This is a genomic window from Prevotella sp. oral taxon 376, from assembly GCF_003043945.1.
Lineage (GTDB): Bacteria > Bacteroidota > Bacteroidia > Bacteroidales > Bacteroidaceae > Prevotella.
Window position 1 is genome coordinate 1512841 of the sequence record NZ_PYXG01000001.1, and the last position, 15772, is coordinate 1528612.

12 protein-coding genes and 1 tRNA gene are annotated in these 15772 nt (G+C 54.7%); 8 read left to right on the forward strand and 5 right to left on the reverse strand.

The window, feature by feature from the left end; genetic code table 11:
- The first annotated feature begins 4 nt into the window (after positions 1 to 4).
- Together C7120_RS06540 and C7120_RS06545 are read left to right on the forward strand one after the other, a co-directional pair.
- Entirely contained in the window at positions 5 to 442 is a 438-nt protein-coding gene (locus C7120_RS06540) for a Fur family transcriptional regulator (protein WP_107620857.1), read from the forward strand.
- Between the two features lie 100 nt (positions 443 to 542).
- Positions 543 to 1154, forward strand: a complete 612-nt coding sequence (locus tag C7120_RS06545; protein WP_369916847.1) for a response regulator transcription factor — start codon at positions 543 to 545, stop codon at positions 1152 to 1154.
- Positions 1155 to 1279: 125 nt separating this feature from the next.
- Here C7120_RS06545 and C7120_RS06550 read toward each other — a convergent pair whose 3' ends face one another.
- Complete coding sequence (locus C7120_RS06550; protein WP_107620859.1) at positions 1280 to 2362, reverse strand: TlpA disulfide reductase family protein; 1083 nt, start codon at positions 2360 to 2362, stop codon at positions 1280 to 1282.
- A 145-nt stretch (positions 2363 to 2507) separates the two neighbouring features.
- Here C7120_RS06550 and C7120_RS06555 point away from each other — a divergent pair, with 145 nt between their 5' ends.
- Both C7120_RS06555 and queF read left to right on the forward strand, forming a co-directional pair.
- Positions 2508 to 3197: a queuosine precursor transporter gene (locus C7120_RS06555; protein WP_107620860.1), complete on the forward strand. Its 690-nt coding sequence runs from the start codon at positions 2508 to 2510 to the stop codon at positions 3195 to 3197.
- A 2-nt stretch (positions 3198 to 3199) separates the two neighbouring features.
- Positions 3200 to 3661 (forward strand): preQ(1) synthase, encoded by a 462-nt coding sequence (gene queF, locus C7120_RS06560; RefSeq protein ID WP_107620861.1) that lies wholly within the window; start codon positions 3200 to 3202, stop codon positions 3659 to 3661.
- A gap of 234 nt (positions 3662 to 3895) precedes the next feature.
- Here queF and C7120_RS06565 read toward each other — a convergent pair whose 3' ends face one another.
- A complete protein-coding gene (locus tag C7120_RS06565) occupies positions 3896 to 4747 on the reverse strand; it encodes a hypothetical protein (protein ID WP_107620862.1) in 852 nt (283 codons plus the stop codon).
- Between the two features lie 133 nt (positions 4748 to 4880).
- On the opposite strand from C7120_RS06565, the gene C7120_RS06570 reads away from it, so the two are divergent.
- The 3 genes from C7120_RS06570 (at position 4881) to C7120_RS06585 (ending at position 10436) form a co-directional block, all read left to right on the forward strand.
- Positions 4881 to 6653 carry a biotin/lipoyl-binding protein gene (locus C7120_RS06570; protein ID WP_107620863.1) on the forward strand — a complete coding sequence of 591 codons (1773 nt, stop codon included), beginning with the start codon at positions 4881 to 4883 and terminating at the stop codon, positions 6651 to 6653.
- A 344-nt stretch (positions 6654 to 6997) separates the two neighbouring features.
- Complete coding sequence (locus tag C7120_RS06580) at positions 6998 to 7534, forward strand: HDIG domain-containing metalloprotein (RefSeq protein ID WP_107620865.1); 537 nt, start codon at positions 6998 to 7000, stop codon at positions 7532 to 7534.
- Between the two features lie 64 nt (positions 7535 to 7598).
- Positions 7599 to 10436 carry a putative LPS assembly protein LptD gene (locus tag C7120_RS06585; RefSeq protein WP_107620866.1) on the forward strand — a complete coding sequence of 946 codons (2838 nt, stop codon included), beginning with the start codon at positions 7599 to 7601 and terminating at the stop codon, positions 10434 to 10436.
- Between the two features lie 255 nt (positions 10437 to 10691).
- Here the strand turns inward: C7120_RS06585 and C7120_RS06590 are convergent, their stop codons facing one another.
- From C7120_RS06590 to C7120_RS06600, 3 genes are all read right to left on the reverse strand, one after another.
- Positions 10692 to 12950 carry a cation:proton antiporter gene (locus tag C7120_RS06590; protein ID WP_107620867.1) on the reverse strand — a complete coding sequence of 753 codons (2259 nt, stop codon included), beginning with the start codon at positions 12948 to 12950 and terminating at the stop codon, positions 10692 to 10694.
- 133 nt (positions 12951 to 13083) lie between these two features.
- Positions 13084 to 14307, reverse strand: coding sequence for a peptidase T (pepT, locus tag C7120_RS06595; protein WP_107621420.1), 1224 nt, complete (start codon positions 14305 to 14307; stop codon positions 13084 to 13086).
- 19 nt (positions 14308 to 14326) lie between these two features.
- Positions 14327 to 14403 (reverse strand) — tRNA-Arg (locus tag C7120_RS06600).
- Positions 14404 to 14645: 242 nt separating this feature from the next.
- Between C7120_RS06600 and asnA the strand changes: the two genes are divergently transcribed.
- Positions 14646 to 15683, forward strand: coding sequence for an aspartate--ammonia ligase (gene asnA / locus C7120_RS06605; RefSeq protein WP_107620868.1), 1038 nt, complete (start codon positions 14646 to 14648; stop codon positions 15681 to 15683).
- Positions 15684 to 15772 lie beyond the last annotated feature (89 nt).

Consider the following 15772-nt stretch of genomic DNA (forward strand, 5'->3'; position numbering starts at 1 on the left):
CATCATGGATGATAAACGCATCATAAGCCTTCTCGAGGAGCATGGCATCAAGCCTACGGCCAACCGCATCGTCATCGCAAGGGCGCTTGCGGCAGGGAAGGTGCCGCTCTCTCTCAAGGAACTGGAATACTCGATACTGTCGATCGACAAGTCGAACATATCCCGCACCCTGGCACTTTTCCGCAAGCATCGTCTCGTACATGACATCGAGGACGGCGGGGGATGTGTGAAATACGAGCTTTGCATGAGTCATGCCGAGGATGGAGACGAGGATGTGCATGTGCATTTCTATTGTGAGAGTTGCCATAAGACTTTCTGCCTCTGGGATACGCCTATCCCTGAGGTGCCCGTTCCTTCGGGTTTCGTGCTCAAGAGCGTGAACTATGTGTTGAAGGGACTTTGTGCCGACTGCCTGCGCCGACTGTCTATACGGAGGCGATAGGAAGTTGCGCAAACACCTTTCGGCGAAGAGAGGCCGGAGTTGATTTTCCCGGAAACCTTTCTTTTTCTCATGATTATTTTTTACCTTTGCACCAATGGAAATGGGGAAACATGACATGCGGACATGTCCGCGTCTGGCCGTAGTGCATCCGGATGTACTTGCCGCTATTGGCATGAAGTCGCTGTTGCAGAATGTGCTGCCGATGATGGAAGTTGCTACTTTCGGCTCTTTCATCGAGCTGGAGAGTGGTCATCCGGAGACTTTCATGCACTATTTCGTCAGTATGAACATCGTGCTGAACAACCGCGGATTCTTCCTCGATCGCCGGCGAAAGACCATTGTCCTCACCACTTCCACGGAACCTAACGCCCAGCTCTCTGATTTCCATTGCCTCTGCACGGCTGTCAATGAGAAAGTCTTCGTTCAGCAGTTGCTCCAATTGGAGCAGAGTGCCCACGCGCATGGCACCCATTTCCCGCGTCCGCACGGCTTGCGGAAGAAGCGTTTGAGCGACCGGGAGATAGAGGTGCTGGCCTGTCTGGTGAAGGGCAAGACCAACAAGGAGATTGCCCAAGAGCTTTGCATCGGCCTTACCACGGTCATCTCTCACCGCAAGAACATCCAGGAGAAGCTGGGTATCAAGAGCGTGAGCGCTCTCACGATATTTGCCGTTACCCATGGCTATGTTGACATGAACGACATAGTGAAGTGATTTCTCCTCCCCGCATTTGTCATTCTTCTTCCCAGAGGCGGCAAGTGAGCCTGCCGTAGATAAAAAGGCGCACCCGGTCATGCCGGGCGCGCTTTCGTATGCGGTTTCTTCCGGTGTTGTGCCTCTTATTCTCCGTAAAGCTTTTTCAGCTCAGACAGGAGGCCTTCACCCCGCAGGTCGCTGGCGATAATCTTGCCGTTGGGGTCTACGAGGATGTTGGAGGGGATGGAGTTGATGCCGTATACTTCGTGTGCGGCGCATTCCCAACCTTTGAGATCGCTCATCTGGGGCCATTCCATACCAAGGTCGCTGACGGCCTTTTTCCAGCTGTCGGCCTTGTTGTCGAAGGAAACTCCTACCACTTCAAAGCCCTTGCCTTTGTGATATTTGTTGTAGGCGGCCACCACATTCGGCATCTCCTGCCGGCAAGGTCCGCACCATGAGGCCCAAAAATCCACGAGAACATAGTTGCCCTTGCCGACCCACTGGCTCAGCCTGACGGTCTTTCCGTCCATGTCCTGCATGGTGAGGTCGGTAAACTGGAGGCCGCTGCGGCGCTTGCCCAGGGCATTATAGGTTTCCTTGAGGTTCCGCAGCATGGGATGGGATGTGTAGGCGGCTTTGGCTTCGGCCAGCTCCTTCAGCTGGTCATAGTCGAAATACATGGAGTAGATGCCGAGAAAATAAGCGGGGGAAACCATATCCTTGTGCGCCTTGGCATACTCTATGACATCTTCCATCTTGTCGTTCTCGAGCTTGTTGAGCCTTGCCTCGATGACATCCTTTCTTGCCTTGCCGTCTGGAGTCTGGTCTTCCCAGAGGCTTTTCCATTCATAAACGAGGGGCATCATCTCCTCGTTCTTCTTCTTCATTGATTTCTGGAGCAAGGAGAGCTGGACATTCTCGGCAGAACCGGTAATATCACAGCTCGCCATGTCGACCTTAACGGGAGTGCGGTCGTTCATGACCACCAAGCTCTCGTCGCCATAATGGAGGGTAAGGAATGTGTTGAGCGGCGCCTTCCCGTTAATTTGAAACCTGCCTTTCTCCACCATTATGGTGTCGGCCTGACGGAAATTGCCATTGGTGTAGACGAAGACTTGCCTGACGCTGTCAGGTGCGGTGCCGGTAATACTGTACTCTACATCCTGTGCGTGCAAAGACATTGCCACGAAGGCGAATGCCAGAAGCGAAAATAGTTTTCTCATTTGTTCATACTTTTTAATGATGGATTTTCGTGCAAAATTAGCGTTTTTATTTGAAAGGAGGCATGAATATCGATTATTTTGCTTATCTTTGCAAAAATTTTGGATAATAGGGGTGCTTGGTAACCCCCTCTAACAAAACAAGAAAATGAAAAATAAAAGACAGAGCGTGAGTGTGCTGTTTATGCTTTTCAGCATCCTCTTCTGCGTTTGCCTGATAGCGGCAAACGTTTTGGAAACAAAGCAAATATCAGTAGGTAGTATCAGTCTTACGGGTGGTTTGATCGTCTTCCCGGTAAGCTACATCATCAATGATTGTGTGTGTGAGGTCTGGGGCTATCGCAAAGCACGGCTATTGATATGGACGGGGTTTGCTATGAACTTCTTTTTCGTGGCTCTGGGCGCCTTGTGCGACTGGATTCCGGGGGCTTCGTATTGGACGAACGATGCCGGTTTTCACGCTGTTTTTGGCTTGGCACCTCGCATCGCGGTGGCCTCGTTCATAGCTTTCCTTGCCGGATCGTTTGCCAATGCCTTCGTGATGAGCAAGATGAAGATTGCTTCAAAGGGCCGCAACTTCTCGTTGCGTGCCATTCTTTCCACGGTGGTCGGCGAGGGACTGGACTCTGTGATCTTCTTTCCCCTGGCCTTGTCGGGGGTGGTTCCGGCCGAGGAGCTTCCCGTATTGATGTTTTGGCAGGTGGTGCTGAAGACGGTTTACGAGGTTGTGGCACTGCCTTTCACCATCCGCGTCGTAAGGATTTTGAAGCGGCATGAGGGCGAGGATGTCTACGACGAGGGCATCAGCTATAATGTATTGCGGATTTTCAATCTATAGGCATGGAACGGAAAGATGAGGGCCTGAGACAGTTAGGCGCAAAGACACAGTATCGTATGGACTACGCTCCCGAGGTGCTCGAGAGCTTCCGGAACAAGCATCCGGGGCAAGACTACTGGGTGCAGTTCAACTGCCCCGAGTTCACTTCCCTCTGTCCGATTACGGGGCAGCCCGACTTTGCCGAGATTCGCATCATGTATATTCCCGGCGAGCGCATGGTGGAGAGCAAGAGCCTGAAGCTCTATCTCTTCAGTTTCCGCAACCACGGCGACTTTCATGAGGACTGCGTGAACATCATCATGAATGATCTGATCCGGCTCATGGATCCGAAGTACATCGAGGTTACGGGCCTGTTCACGCCCCGCGGGGGCATCAGCATCTATCCTTATGCCAATTATGGGCGGAAGGGCACGAAGTATGAGCAGCTGGCCGAGCGGCGATTTGAGGCCCATCAGCCGGCATAGTGCCCGTGCGGGGAAAATCCGCGGGAGACAGGGAGGCCGCTTCCGTGGGTGTTACACGCTGTGTGTAACAGGGTTACAAGCCGTTTGTAACATGATTACACGCTGTGTGTAATCTTTCCGTGGGCCAGGGTCGGCTTCCATACCGGATATAATAAGAACAACAAAGGGGCTTCTCCGGCCCCTTTGTTCGTGTCTGCCGCCGCTCGCGCGAAGGCCGGCAGCCGGTTGTCCCTTTCATCTTACGGCCTCTTTCTTGGCCTTTTCAGAGAGTCTGGCGGCGATGGCCCTTGCTTTCTTGTTCACTTCGTCGAGGCTGTTTTTGCGATAGTAGCTGCGAGAGATGCCGTCGCTGCTCAATACCAGTGAGTCGCCCATGAGGTAGTCGATGTCGCAGGTGTCTCGGCGTTCGTTCTTTACGCCAATGATCGTTAGCCCGCTGCCGTCTTTCTCCGTGATAGGAGTGGCACTGAGGGTAATGAGCTTTCCGTTCCAGATACGCCATCCCGTGAAGTAGCTTAAGGGCGGGTAGACAACGGGACTCTCGTCTTCGAAAGAGTTCTGAGTGCCCACATAGCCCACGCTCTGGCACTCCCATTGGCGTTTTAGATAGAATCCGTATTCTCGGGGAATCATGTATGTCTCCTTGATAGAGTCCGGCATTTCGGCAATGGCGCGTGCTTGAGCCGAGTGGCTCATGGTCTCCGCATCCTTCAGCTTAGGCATGACCACATAGCACCAGATGCCTTTCAGGTCGTCAAGGTCGACGGCGAGGTCTGCCACTAGTTTGTCTTTAGCGTTGGGCACGACGCAGATCCAGTCGCCAATCTTCATTTTTCCCTGCACCTTCTGGTTGCGCTTGGCCAGTATGCAGTTGTAGCTGATGGGGTCGCTGCCGTCTTCGGGGAGCAGCACGATGACCGAGTCGCTGCATCCCTCGCAGGCCAGGCCATAGACGGTGCGGTCGCCCTTCAGCCGTTCCGGCAGCTGATTTGTCGCCGATTGAGGCTGTTTGGCGTTCTTGCCGTTGCAGGCGGCCAGGGCAAGAACGGCCAGCAGTGCCGCGATGGCGGATAGTTTAAGCTTCATACTGATGGTTTTATTCCCTGCAAAGATAGTTATAATTTATAAAAAAAACATTCCGCAAGATGATATTTGAGTTTTTTTAGTTATTTTTGCAGCCTGAAAAAGAGGATATTCAGAATAAATAAAAGCGAAAGATATGAAAAAGAAAATTCAGTTCAGTCTCATCTATAGAGACATGTGGCAGAGCTCCGGTAAGTTCCAGCCACGAAAGGACCAGCTGGAGCGCATCGCTCCCGTGATCATCGAAATGGGCTGCTTCGCCCGTGTAGAGACCAATGGCGGGGCTTTCGAGCAGGTGAACCTGCTGGCCGGCGAGAACCCTAATGATGCCGTCCGGGCGTTCTGCAAGCCTTTCAACGAGGTGGGCATCAAGACCCACATGCTCGACCGTGGCCTGAATGCGCTGCGCATGTATCCCGTGCCCGACGATGTGCGCCGGCTGATGTACAAGGTGAAGCATGTCCAGGGAACCGACATCACCCGTATCTTCGACGGTCTGAACGACATCCGCAACATAGCTCCCTCCATCAAGTGGGCAAAGGAAGCGGGCATGACTCCTCAGGGAACGCTCTGCATCACCACATCTCCCGTCCACACGCTGGAATACTATAGCAAGCTCGCCGACGAGGAGATTGCCGCCGGCGCGGAGGAAATCTGCCTGAAGGACATGGCCGGCATCGGCCAGCCTGCGTTCCTCGGCCAGTTGACGAAGATGATCAAGGCCAACCATCCCGACATCCTCATCGAGTATCATGGCCATTCCGGTCCGGGCCTTTCCATGGCTTCTATCCTCGAGGTATGCGAGAACGGTGCCGATATCATTGACACCGCCATTGAGCCGCTGTCGTGGGGAAAGGTGCATCCGGATATCATCTCCGTGCAGAGCATGCTCAAGCATGCCGGTTTCGAAGTGCCTGACATCAACATGGATGCCTATATGAGGGCTCGTGCGCTTACCCAGGAGTTTATCGACGACTGGCTCGGATACTTCATCAACCCGCAGAACAAGTTCATGAGCTCATTGCTTCTGGGCTGCGGTCTGCCCGGGGGAATGATGGGATCGATGATGGCCGACCTTGGCGGAATCCAAGGAGTGATCAACAATTTGAAGAAAAAGAAGGGTGAGCCGGAGCTTACCACCGACGACATGCTTGTCAAACTGTTCGACGAGGTGGCCTATGTATGGCCCCGGGTAGGCTATCCTCCATTGGTAACTCCTTTCAGCCAGTATGTCAAGAACATAGCGCTCTTCAACCTCCTTACGCTTGAGCAGGGCAAGGGACGCTATGTCATGATGGACGATTCCGTATGGGGCATGATCCTCGGTAAGTCGGGCAAGGTGCCCGGAGAGCTGGCTCCCGAGATCGTGGAGCTTGCCAAGGCCCAGGGTCGCGAGTTCACCGATGCCGATCCCCACACGCTCATCCCTGACGCTCTTGATGATTTCCGCAAGGAGATGGACGACAACGGATGGGACTACGGGCAGGACGACGAGGAGCTCTTCGAGCTCGCCATGCATCCGGAACAGTATCGCAACTACAAAAGCGGACAGGCTAAGAAGAACTTCCTGGCTGACCTGCAGAAGGCAAAAGACGCGGAGCTGGGAGCCCAGGTGAGCCCGGAGGAGGCAGCGGCATTCAAGCATGCCAAGGCCGACGCCATCGTGGCACCTGTCAAGGGACAGCTCTTCTGGGAATTCCAGGGCGACGCGGAGGCTGCCCCTGCCGTAGAGCCTTTCATCGGGAAGGCCTATAAAGAGGGCGACGCGTTCTGTTACATCCAGGCTCCTTGGGGCGAATTCGTCGAGGTTTCCGCGGCTCTTGGCGGCAAGCTCGTGGAAATCAGCGCCAAGCAGGGCGGCAAAGTGAACAAGGGTGAAGTGATTGCCTATATCGAAAGAGAGCACTAATCTTTGTGTAGAACAGATACGATTCATTCCCGCATTGCGGATGGCAGGTTGCCGTTTCGTGAAAGTGAGGGAATGAATCGTATTTATATTGAGCGACTGCGAATGGTAACGAGGGAGCGGCTTGGGTATTCTGTCATTTCGGAAAGAAAGGCAACCTGTGGCTGCAAGGCAGCCGGTCGGCATTCGTTCAGCCTGCATCTATTTGGCCTATAAGCAATGTGTGTATTACCCGGAATTGCTTGCCGAATTGAAGACCGCGCTCCAGCTGCTGTCGCGGGAGCGCCTGACACCGGGCCTGGGACATGCGCGGCGGCAGACATTGAGAAAGATAAGACTTACTTGATATGGACTATCTGTCAATCATCAACCGGTATTATCCGGAAGACAACGGGTTGAGGCGTATCCTTTTGAGGCACAGCGGGGATGTGGCAAGGAAAGCCTTGCTTGTCGCGGGGCGGCATCCGGAACTGCAATTAGACCTCCAGTTTGTGGAGGAAGCCGCCATGCTGCACGACATCGGGATATTCCTCTGCGACGCCCCGGGCATAGAATGCTTCGGCACGGAGCCCTATATCCGCCACGGGAGGTTAGGGGCCGAGATCTTGAGAGCCGAGGGGTATCCGGCCCATGCCAGGGTTTGCGAGCGCCATACGGGAGCAGGACTCTCCCGGGAAGACATCATCCGCCAGAACCTTCCGCTGCCGCATGAGGACTTTCTGCCGCAGACGATGGCGGAGAAGGTGATCTGCTATGCCGATAAGTTTTACTCCAAGACCCGCATCGACGGCGAGAAGAGCGTCGAACAGGCAGAGCGTAGCCTTGCGAAGTTCGGCGAGGCGGGCCTTGAGAGGTTTCGCGAGTGGGAGAAAATGTTTGGGTAATAAGTTAAAATAGCGTAAACGGAAAGCCGTTCAGCATAATTTCTTTATCTTTGCAAGATAATTTATGAGAAGGAAAACGCTCATCGCACTCATGTTATTTGCCTTCATGTTTATGATGGCAAATGGCAATATGCCTCTCTTCAAGAAAAAAAAGAGGTTGGCGCGGGGCGATTCCATTTCCCAGAGAGACACCACGCCGCCCGATACCGGCAAGCTTGCGGCCGTGATCGACACCATGAAGATGGACTCCATTCAGCGTGCCATCTACCGGCACAACAAGGCTGTTGACGACTCAATCCACCTCGACTCGCTCAATCGGAAGAAGAAAAACGGCATCGACGCGCCGGTTACTTACTCAGGGGAAGACTCTCTCATCTATGACGCCAAGAGCAAGGTAGCCCACATCTACGGCTCCTCACAAGTGAAATACGAGAACATGGACCTCGCGAGCGACAGGATTCAGATGAGCCTTGACAGCAGTCTGGTCCGGGCCATAGGCACTGCCGATTCCACGGAGAAGAACGGCATCAAGGGGCGCCCGCTGTTCAAGATGGGTGGAAGTGAGTATGAGAGCGACACCATCGCCTTCAATTTCAAGACCAAGAAGGGATTTATCAATAATGTATATACGCAGCAAGAGGATGGCTATCTTACCAGCGAGGTGTCCAAGCGCGACTCTTCGGGCGTGATTTACCTAAAGCATGGGCGCTATACCACCTGCGACGAGGAGCACCCCGACTTCTATATCGCCCTTTCCCGGGCCAAGGTTCGCCCGGGCAAGGATGTGGTTTTCGGACCCGCCTACCTCGTAGTGGCCGATGTGCCCCTGCCTCTTGCTATCCCCTACGGCTTCTTCCCCTTCACCAAAAGCTATTCCTCGGGATTCATCATGCCGAGCTACGGCGACGAGCAAGACCGTGGATTCTATCTTCGCGACGGTGGGTATTACTTTGCGATGAGCGACAAATGGGATCTGAAACTGCTTGCCGAGATCTACACCAAGGGGTCGTGGGGAATCAGCGCGGCATCCAATTATCGCAAGCGCTATAGGTATAGCGGCAGCTTCCTGGCCAGTTTCCAGGATACACGGACGGGCGACAAGGGTCTGCCCGACTATGCCCGGCAGACAAGTTTCAAGATTCAATGGAGCCACAGGCAGGACGCCAAGGCCAATCCTTTCAGCTCGCTGTCGGCCAGCGTGAATTTCGCGACGAGCAGTTATGAGCGTAATAACCTCACCTCACTTTACAATCCGCAGTCGTTCACGCAGAGCACGCGCACCTCATCTGTCAGCTGGAGCACCACTTTCTCAAGCATCGGCATGTCGCTGAGCTCAACGGCCAACCTGAGCCAGAACATGCGCGACTCCTCCATTGCCATGACCCTGCCCGACCTGAATGTGTCTATCAGCCGCTTCTATCCGTTCCGCAGGAAGCATATGGCGGGCAACCAGCGCTGGTATGAGAAGATCGCGATGAGCTACACGGGCCACCTTTCCAACTCCATCAACACCAAGGAAGACCGTCTGCTGAAGGCAAACCTCCTGAAGGAATGGCGCAATGGCATACAGCACAACATCCCCATCAGCGGAAACTTCACGCTGTTTAACTATGTCAATGTGTCGCCCTCGTTCAATTTCACCGACCGCATGTATTCCCGGAAGGTGGATCGCTCCTGGGACACGGCCGCCCAGAAGGAGAAAAACGATACCACCTACGGCTTTCACAATGTGTATAACTGGAACCTCGCGCTCAGCGCAAGCACCAAGCTCTACGGCTTTTTCGTGCCCAGCAAGAAAATTTTCGGCGACAAGATCATGGCCATCCGCCATGTCATCACGCCGAGTGTGAGCTTCTCCTATGCACCTGATTTCGGCTCGGCACGCTATGGATATTACGGCACTTACCAGAAAACGGATGCCAGCGGCAATGTCTCGCTCGTGGAATACTCGCCTTACGAGGGCGCGCTCTACGGCGTCCCGGGCAAGGGAAGGACGGAAAATATCAATTGGGACATTTCCAACAACCTTGAGATGAAGCTCAAGAGCGACCATGATAAGGACTCACTCGGCTACAGGAAGATAAGCCTGATCGACGAACTGGGCTTCACGATGTCGTATAATGCGGCAGCCACCACCCACAAGTGGAGCGACCTCTCCGTGCGCCTTCGACTGAAATGGTGGAAGAGTTACACCTTCAACATGAACGCCGTATTCGGCACCTACGCCTACGAGCTGGACGCGAACGGCACGCCTTACATCGGCAACCACACCCTTTGGGGCATGGGTAAGTTCGGCCGTTTCCAAGGTTTCTCGCAGAATATCTCGTTCACCCTCACCCCCGAAAAGCTCCGGAAGTGGTTTGGAGGCGGCAGGAACGACGACGAGGACTTGCGCGACAAGGACGACGAGGGCATGGATACCAACATCGAGAGTAACATCGATGACGACATGATCGAGGGACAGCGCGGCGCGCGCAAGAAGAGCGGAGGCGGAAAGGCCGAGACCGACGACGACGGATACATGGTCTTCAACATGCCGTGGTCGCTTACCTTCGGATACGGAATCACCATGCGCGAGAACACTGACATCAAGAAGTTCAACTACGACAAGATGCGCTATCCCTACAAGTTCAGCCAGACGCTGAACGTGAGCGGCAACCTGCGCATCAGCGACGGCTGGAACATCAGCTTCTCCAGCGGCTACGACTTCGAGAACCACGCCATGAGCATGACCACGGCCTCGCTGCAGCGCGACCTCCACTGCTTCAACATGAGCTGCCAGGTGGTGATTGCCCCCTATACCAGCTACAATTTCACCTTCCGCGCCAATGCCTCCACGCTCACCGACGCGCTGAAATACGACAAGCGCAGTGGCTACAGCAATGCCGTGCAGTGGTATTAGTCGGCAGGGAAAGCCCTTTGTCGCTTTCCTCCCAACCCCGCGCGGTTTTCCAAAAGGCCGTTAGCTGTTTGACAATCTCGGCGATTTCGTCCGACGATTTCGCCGATTTTGTCCTACAATCTCGCCGAATTTGTCAGGCGGATAACGGCTTCCCTTTTGACAGGCAAAAACTTCCCGTCCGGCTTATTGCGGATGGTAGGACACGGGGAGGATATGTTGGAATCCAATCAAGTCCCCTTTGGCTTCCCCATTGGATCATGCCTGGTTGATTAATTCGTTGACGGCTTCCTGCTCGCCCACTACCCAAAGGATGTCTCCCTGCTCGAATTTGCGTTTGGGGTTGATGAGGGTGAGGTTCTTTTGACCCTCTTCCACGCCTACCACCATGCAGTTGTACTGGTCTCGGATACCGCTCTCACGAAGGCTCTTGCCGATGAATTGGCTGCCTTCGTGCAGGATGATCTGACGCAGTTTCATCTCCCGTTTCTCGATTTCCGTGTCCTCGGGCACCAGCTCACGGCGCAGTCCGTCGCCGAAGGCGTGCAGTTGCTCGTCGTCGCCGATGGCCTGGATGCGGTCTCCGGGAAAGATGATGGTACCTCCTCCGGGAATGTTGATGCGCTGCCGGCCGCGCAGTATGCTGCTCACATGTAGTCCGTAGCGGTTGCGCAGCTGCAGGTCGCGCAGGGTTCGGCCGCAGAAGACCGAGTCCTCGGGCACTTCAAAGTCGGAGATATGCAAGTCGCGGTCGAGCAGGTGCCCCTCGAAGAGCGGTCGCCGGCTTCCGTTCACCTGTGCGGCGATGTCGCGTGAGCGCAGGTTCTGCACGAATAGGCGTTCCAGTCGTATGCTGCGGTGTTTCAGGTTTCTTGAGAGCACCATCAGGGTGAGTATGATCAGGGCGAGCGTGATGACGATGGCATTCTGGAAGCGGGTCAGGTAGTTGCAGATGTAGAACAGGAAAGAGGCGGCAATGGCCACGCGTGCCAGGACGGTGAAGATCAGCGGCAGGCGGTTGATGCGCCGTTCCGTCCACAGAGCCTTGAACTCTTCGCTGTGGTTGTTTTTCACGATGATGGCTCGCAGGAACGGTGCGATGAGTGCCAGGAGGAGCACGCCGCAGACGCCGTTGGCCCACCAGTGGGGCAGTATCTTGCGTATGAAAGGCAGGAAGAATGTGAGCATCAGCGTGGTAACGGCCGCCGTGAGGATGGAGTAGATAAGCGTGTTTACCGTAATCTTGCGCAGGTAGATGCGCCAGAGGCTCTGCTCCTGCTGGCTTCCCTCCGTGCTCGAGCCGAGGTGGCTGAGCCTGCGAATCCATTTCTTGGGCAGTTTTCTTTCGAGATGGCCATACGCCGGGTCGGCCGCCTGAATCATGTAAGGGGTCAGAAAGGTGGTGATTACGGATACGGCCACCACCACGGGATAGAGGAAATCGCTGATTACGCCCAGCGAAAGGCCGAGCGAAGCGATGATAAAGGCAAACTCGCCGATCTGAGCCATGGAGAATCCGCAGCGCATGGAAGTCTTCAGCGTCTGGCCGCTGAACAGATAGCCCATGGAGCCGAAGATGCTCTGGCCGAAGAGGATGGTCAGCACGATGGCCATGATCGGCAGGGCGTAGTCGGCCAGTATCTCTGGGTCTACGAGCATGCCCACCGATACGAAGAAGATGGCTCCGAAGAGATTCTTCACCGGTTCCACGAGGCGGACGATCTTGTCGGCCTCTATTGTCTCGGCAAGGATGCTTCCCATGACAAACGCACCGAATGCGCTGCTGAACCCGACGGTGGTGGATATCCATGCCATGGCACAGCAGAGGCCGAGCGCGACGATGACCATGGTCTCGTCGTTCATCAGTTTCCTTGTGGAACGCAGGAACAGGGGAATGACAAAAATACCCACCACGAACCAGAGAATGAGGAAAAAACCGATCTTGAAAACCGACTGCAACATGAGTATCTGTTCATCTCCGGAGGCCGTGTCGCCAGCCAGCGCCGACAGCATCACCATCATCACGATGGCCAGCACATCCTCGAGGATGAGCACGCTCATCACCAGGCTGGCAAACCGCTGCTGTCGCAGTCCCATGTCATCGAAGGCCTTGTAGATGATGGTAGTGGACGACATGGCCAGCATACCTCCGAGGAAGATGCAGTCCATGCGGCTCCAGCCGAAAGCATGACCTGCGAGCATGCCCAGCATCATCATGGAGAAGATGATGGTGAGGGCGGCAATGACGGGTGCCATGCCCATCTTCAGGATCTTCTTGAATGAGAAGTCGAGTCCTAAGGAGAACAGAAGGAAGATGACGCCGATGTCCGCCCAAGTCTGTATATCCACCTTGTCGACCACCGACATGGTGTAGGGCATGTGTGGCGAGACGAGGAATCCGGCCACGATGTATCCCAGCACCAGGGGTTGCTTGAGTTTCTTGAATAGGAGCGTCACGGCTCCTGCGACCATCAGGATCAATGCCAGGTCTTTTACGAGGTTGTGAAGTTCAGACATCTTTGTTGTTCTATGTGGGTGAAAGGATGATTTTCCGGAGTGCCGGAAATGAAAAAAGCAGAAAGGCAAAAGAGCGAGGAGCTTGCCACCACCCTTTTGCCTTTCCTTATGGACATGAGCGATCGGAACGCCGTTAGTCGTTGAATCGGGCGGTAAGCTCGCATATTCTCACGATTACCTGCACCGCTTTCTTCATCACTTGGACGGAAACAAACTCGTAGGGACCGTGGAAGTTCACGCCTCCGGCAAAGATATTGGGGCAGGGGAGGCCGCGGAAACTGAGCTGGGCGCCGTCTGTTCCGCCGCGGATAGGCTCCACCTTGGGCGTTACGCCGGTATCTTGCATGGCCTTCAGGACGATGTCTATGACATGCATGTTGGGGTCTATCTTCTCCTTCATGTTATAGTATTGATCCTTCAGGACTGCCTTTACGGTGCCTTCTCCATATTTTTCGTTCATCCTCTTGGCGATGTCCTCGATGAAGTTCTTGCGCTCTTCGAACTTCTCCTTGTCGTGGTCGCGGATGATATAGCTGAGCTTTGCCTCTTCGCAATGGCTCTCGATGCCGAGCAGATGATAGAATCCCTGATAGCCTTCGGTGGTCTCCGGGATTTCAGTTTCCGATATGTAGCCGTTGAATTCACAGGCCAGTCGGCTTGCGTTGACCATCTTTCCCTTGGCATAGCCTGTGTGGACGCTGACGCCCTTGATGGTAATCTTGGCCGATGCGGCGTTGAAGTTCTCGTATTCCAGGTTGCCGATGTCTCCGCCGTCCATGGTATAGGCCCATTCGCAGCCGAACTTTTCCACATCGAAGTGGTGGGCTCCCATGCCGATCTCCTCGTCGGGGTTGAAGCCCATGCGTATATCGCCGTGCTTGATTTCATCATGGTCGCGCAGGTAGCACATGGCCTCCACGATTTCCGCGATGCCCGCCTTGTCGTCCGCGCCGAGCAAAGTCGTGCCGTCGGTAACGATGAGATCTTCGCCCTTATGCTCTAAAAGTTCGGGGAATTTCTTGGGAGAAGAGACGATGCCGGGCGACAGCAGGATGTCGCCGCCGTCGTAGTTCGCCACGACGCGAGCCTTGATGTTGGCTCCGCTTGCGTCCAGCGCGGTGTCGTAATGAGAGATGAAGCCGATGGTGGGAATATTCTTCTTGGTGTTGGCTTTCAGGGTTGCGTAGATGTAGCCCTTGTCGTCCATCTCCACATCGGCAAATCCCTCATGTTCCAACTCTTCCTTCAGGTATTTCGCGAAGATGAGCTGCTTCGGGGTGCTGGGCACGGTTTCTGAGTCTTCGGCCGACTGGGTGTCAAACTTGGTATAATTGATGAATCGTTCGGCAATATCCATAGTCATCCTTTATTAGGTGTGGTGACCCCGTTGGGACTCAAACCCAAGACCTTCAGAACCGGAATCTGACGCTCTATTCAACTAAGCTACGGGGCCGAAACAATTGCAAAGGTAATTATTTCTTCTGACATATGCAATAAACCGGAGATTTTTTTAGTGATTTATTATATTTCCCTCCGTGGTCTCGAGAATTGTTTGGGGGCATGGGGCGGAGAACTGACAAAAGGGAAGGCGAAGGCCTGGAAAATCGGTCAGAATGTCGATTTTCCCGAGAAATGGCTTGCGGATTAATGATAATTGGTTACCTTTGCACCTCGAAGATACAAAGAACACGAGAAATGAGCAAACTGATAAAGCCCATCGACTATGAGCCCTTGCTCGACGGGCGACAGACGGAGCAGGGCATCAAGCTGATCAAGAACTTCTTTCAGCAGAACCTATCGACAGAACTGCGGCTGAGCCGGGTTACGGCGCCGCTTTTCGTCTTGAAGGGACTCGGCGTCAACGACGACCTCAATGGAGTGGAACGGCCGGTTGCTTTCCCCATCAAGGACCTTGCCGACAGCCAGGCCGAGGTGGTGCATTCGCTGGCGAAATGGAAACGGCTGACCCTTGCCGAGTATCACATAGACGAGGGTTACGGCATCTATGCCGACATGAACGCCATCCGTGCCGACGAGGAATTGGACAACCTTCATTCGCTCTATGTGGACCAATGGGACTGGGAGGCCGTGATTTCCAGCGGACAGCGCACCCTGGCCCACCTGCAGAATGTGGTGGAGCGAATCTATGCCGCCATCCTGCGGACAGAGTTCCTCACCTGCGAGACCTATCTCCGCGTCAAGCCCTTCCTGCCCGAGAGGATTCACTTCATTCACAGTGAGGCGCTCCTGCGGCGCTATCCCGGTCTGACGCCGAAGGAGCGCGAGGATGCCATCTGCCGTGAATACGGGGCCGTCTTCGTGATCGGCATTGGCGGAAAGCTCTCAAACGGCGAGAAGCACGACGGCCGCGCGCCCGACTACGATGACTGGTCGACCGTGGCGGAGAACGGCCTGGCGGGCCTGAACGGCGACATCCTCATCTGGTATCCGCTCCTGGGGCGCTCGGTGGAACTCTCCAGCATGGGCATCCGGGTGGACAAGGAGTCGCTGCTCCGGCAGCTCAAACTGGAGGGTGAGGAAGACCGCGAGCAACTCTATTTCCATCGGCAGCTGCTCAGCGGCCGGCTTCCCTTGAGCATCGGGGGCGGCATCGGGCAGAGCCGCCTCTGCATGGTCTTGCTCCACAAGGCGCACATCGGCGAGATACAGGCCAGCATCTGGCCCGACGCCATGCGTTCGGCGTGTCGCGAAATGGGCATCCGGCTCATCTGAGGAATGGCGTCTGGTGTTGTTACAAGCCGCTTGTAAGCATGTTACAAGCGGCTTGTAATGGGATTACACGCTGTGTGTAATCCTCTTGG

Excerpts from the sequence above, each read along its gene's own strand:
- C7120_RS06540 (WP_107620857.1), top strand. The coding sequence starts at position 5 with ATGGATGATAAACGCATCATAAGCCTTCTCGAGGAGCATGGCATCAAG.
- C7120_RS06580 (WP_107620865.1), top strand. The coding sequence starts at position 6,998 with ATGGACTATCTGTCAATCATCAACCGGTATTATCCGGAAGACAACGGG.
- C7120_RS06570 (WP_107620863.1), top strand. The coding sequence starts at position 4,881 with ATGAAAAAGAAAATTCAGTTCAGTCTCATCTATAGAGACATGTGGCAG.
- C7120_RS06585 (WP_107620866.1), top strand. The coding sequence starts at position 7,599 with ATGAGAAGGAAAACGCTCATCGCACTCATGTTATTTGCCTTCATGTTT.
- pepT (WP_107621420.1), bottom strand. The coding sequence starts at position 14,307 with ATGGATATTGCCGAACGATTCATCAATTATACCAAGTTTGACACCCAG.
- queF (WP_107620861.1), top strand. The coding sequence starts at position 3,200 with ATGGAACGGAAAGATGAGGGCCTGAGACAGTTAGGCGCAAAGACACAG.
- asnA (WP_107620868.1), top strand. The coding sequence starts at position 14,646 with ATGAGCAAACTGATAAAGCCCATCGACTATGAGCCCTTGCTCGACGGG.
- C7120_RS06545 (WP_369916847.1), top strand. The coding sequence starts at position 543 with ATGGGGAAACATGACATGCGGACATGTCCGCGTCTGGCCGTAGTGCAT.
- C7120_RS06590 (WP_107620867.1), bottom strand. The coding sequence starts at position 12,950 with ATGTCTGAACTTCACAACCTCGTAAAAGACCTGGCATTGATCCTGATG.
- C7120_RS06555 (WP_107620860.1), top strand. The coding sequence starts at position 2,508 with ATGAAAAATAAAAGACAGAGCGTGAGTGTGCTGTTTATGCTTTTCAGC.
- C7120_RS06565 (WP_107620862.1), bottom strand. The coding sequence starts at position 4,747 with ATGAAGCTTAAACTATCCGCCATCGCGGCACTGCTGGCCGTTCTTGCC.
- C7120_RS06550 (WP_107620859.1), bottom strand. The coding sequence starts at position 2,362 with ATGAGAAAACTATTTTCGCTTCTGGCATTCGCCTTCGTGGCAATGTCT.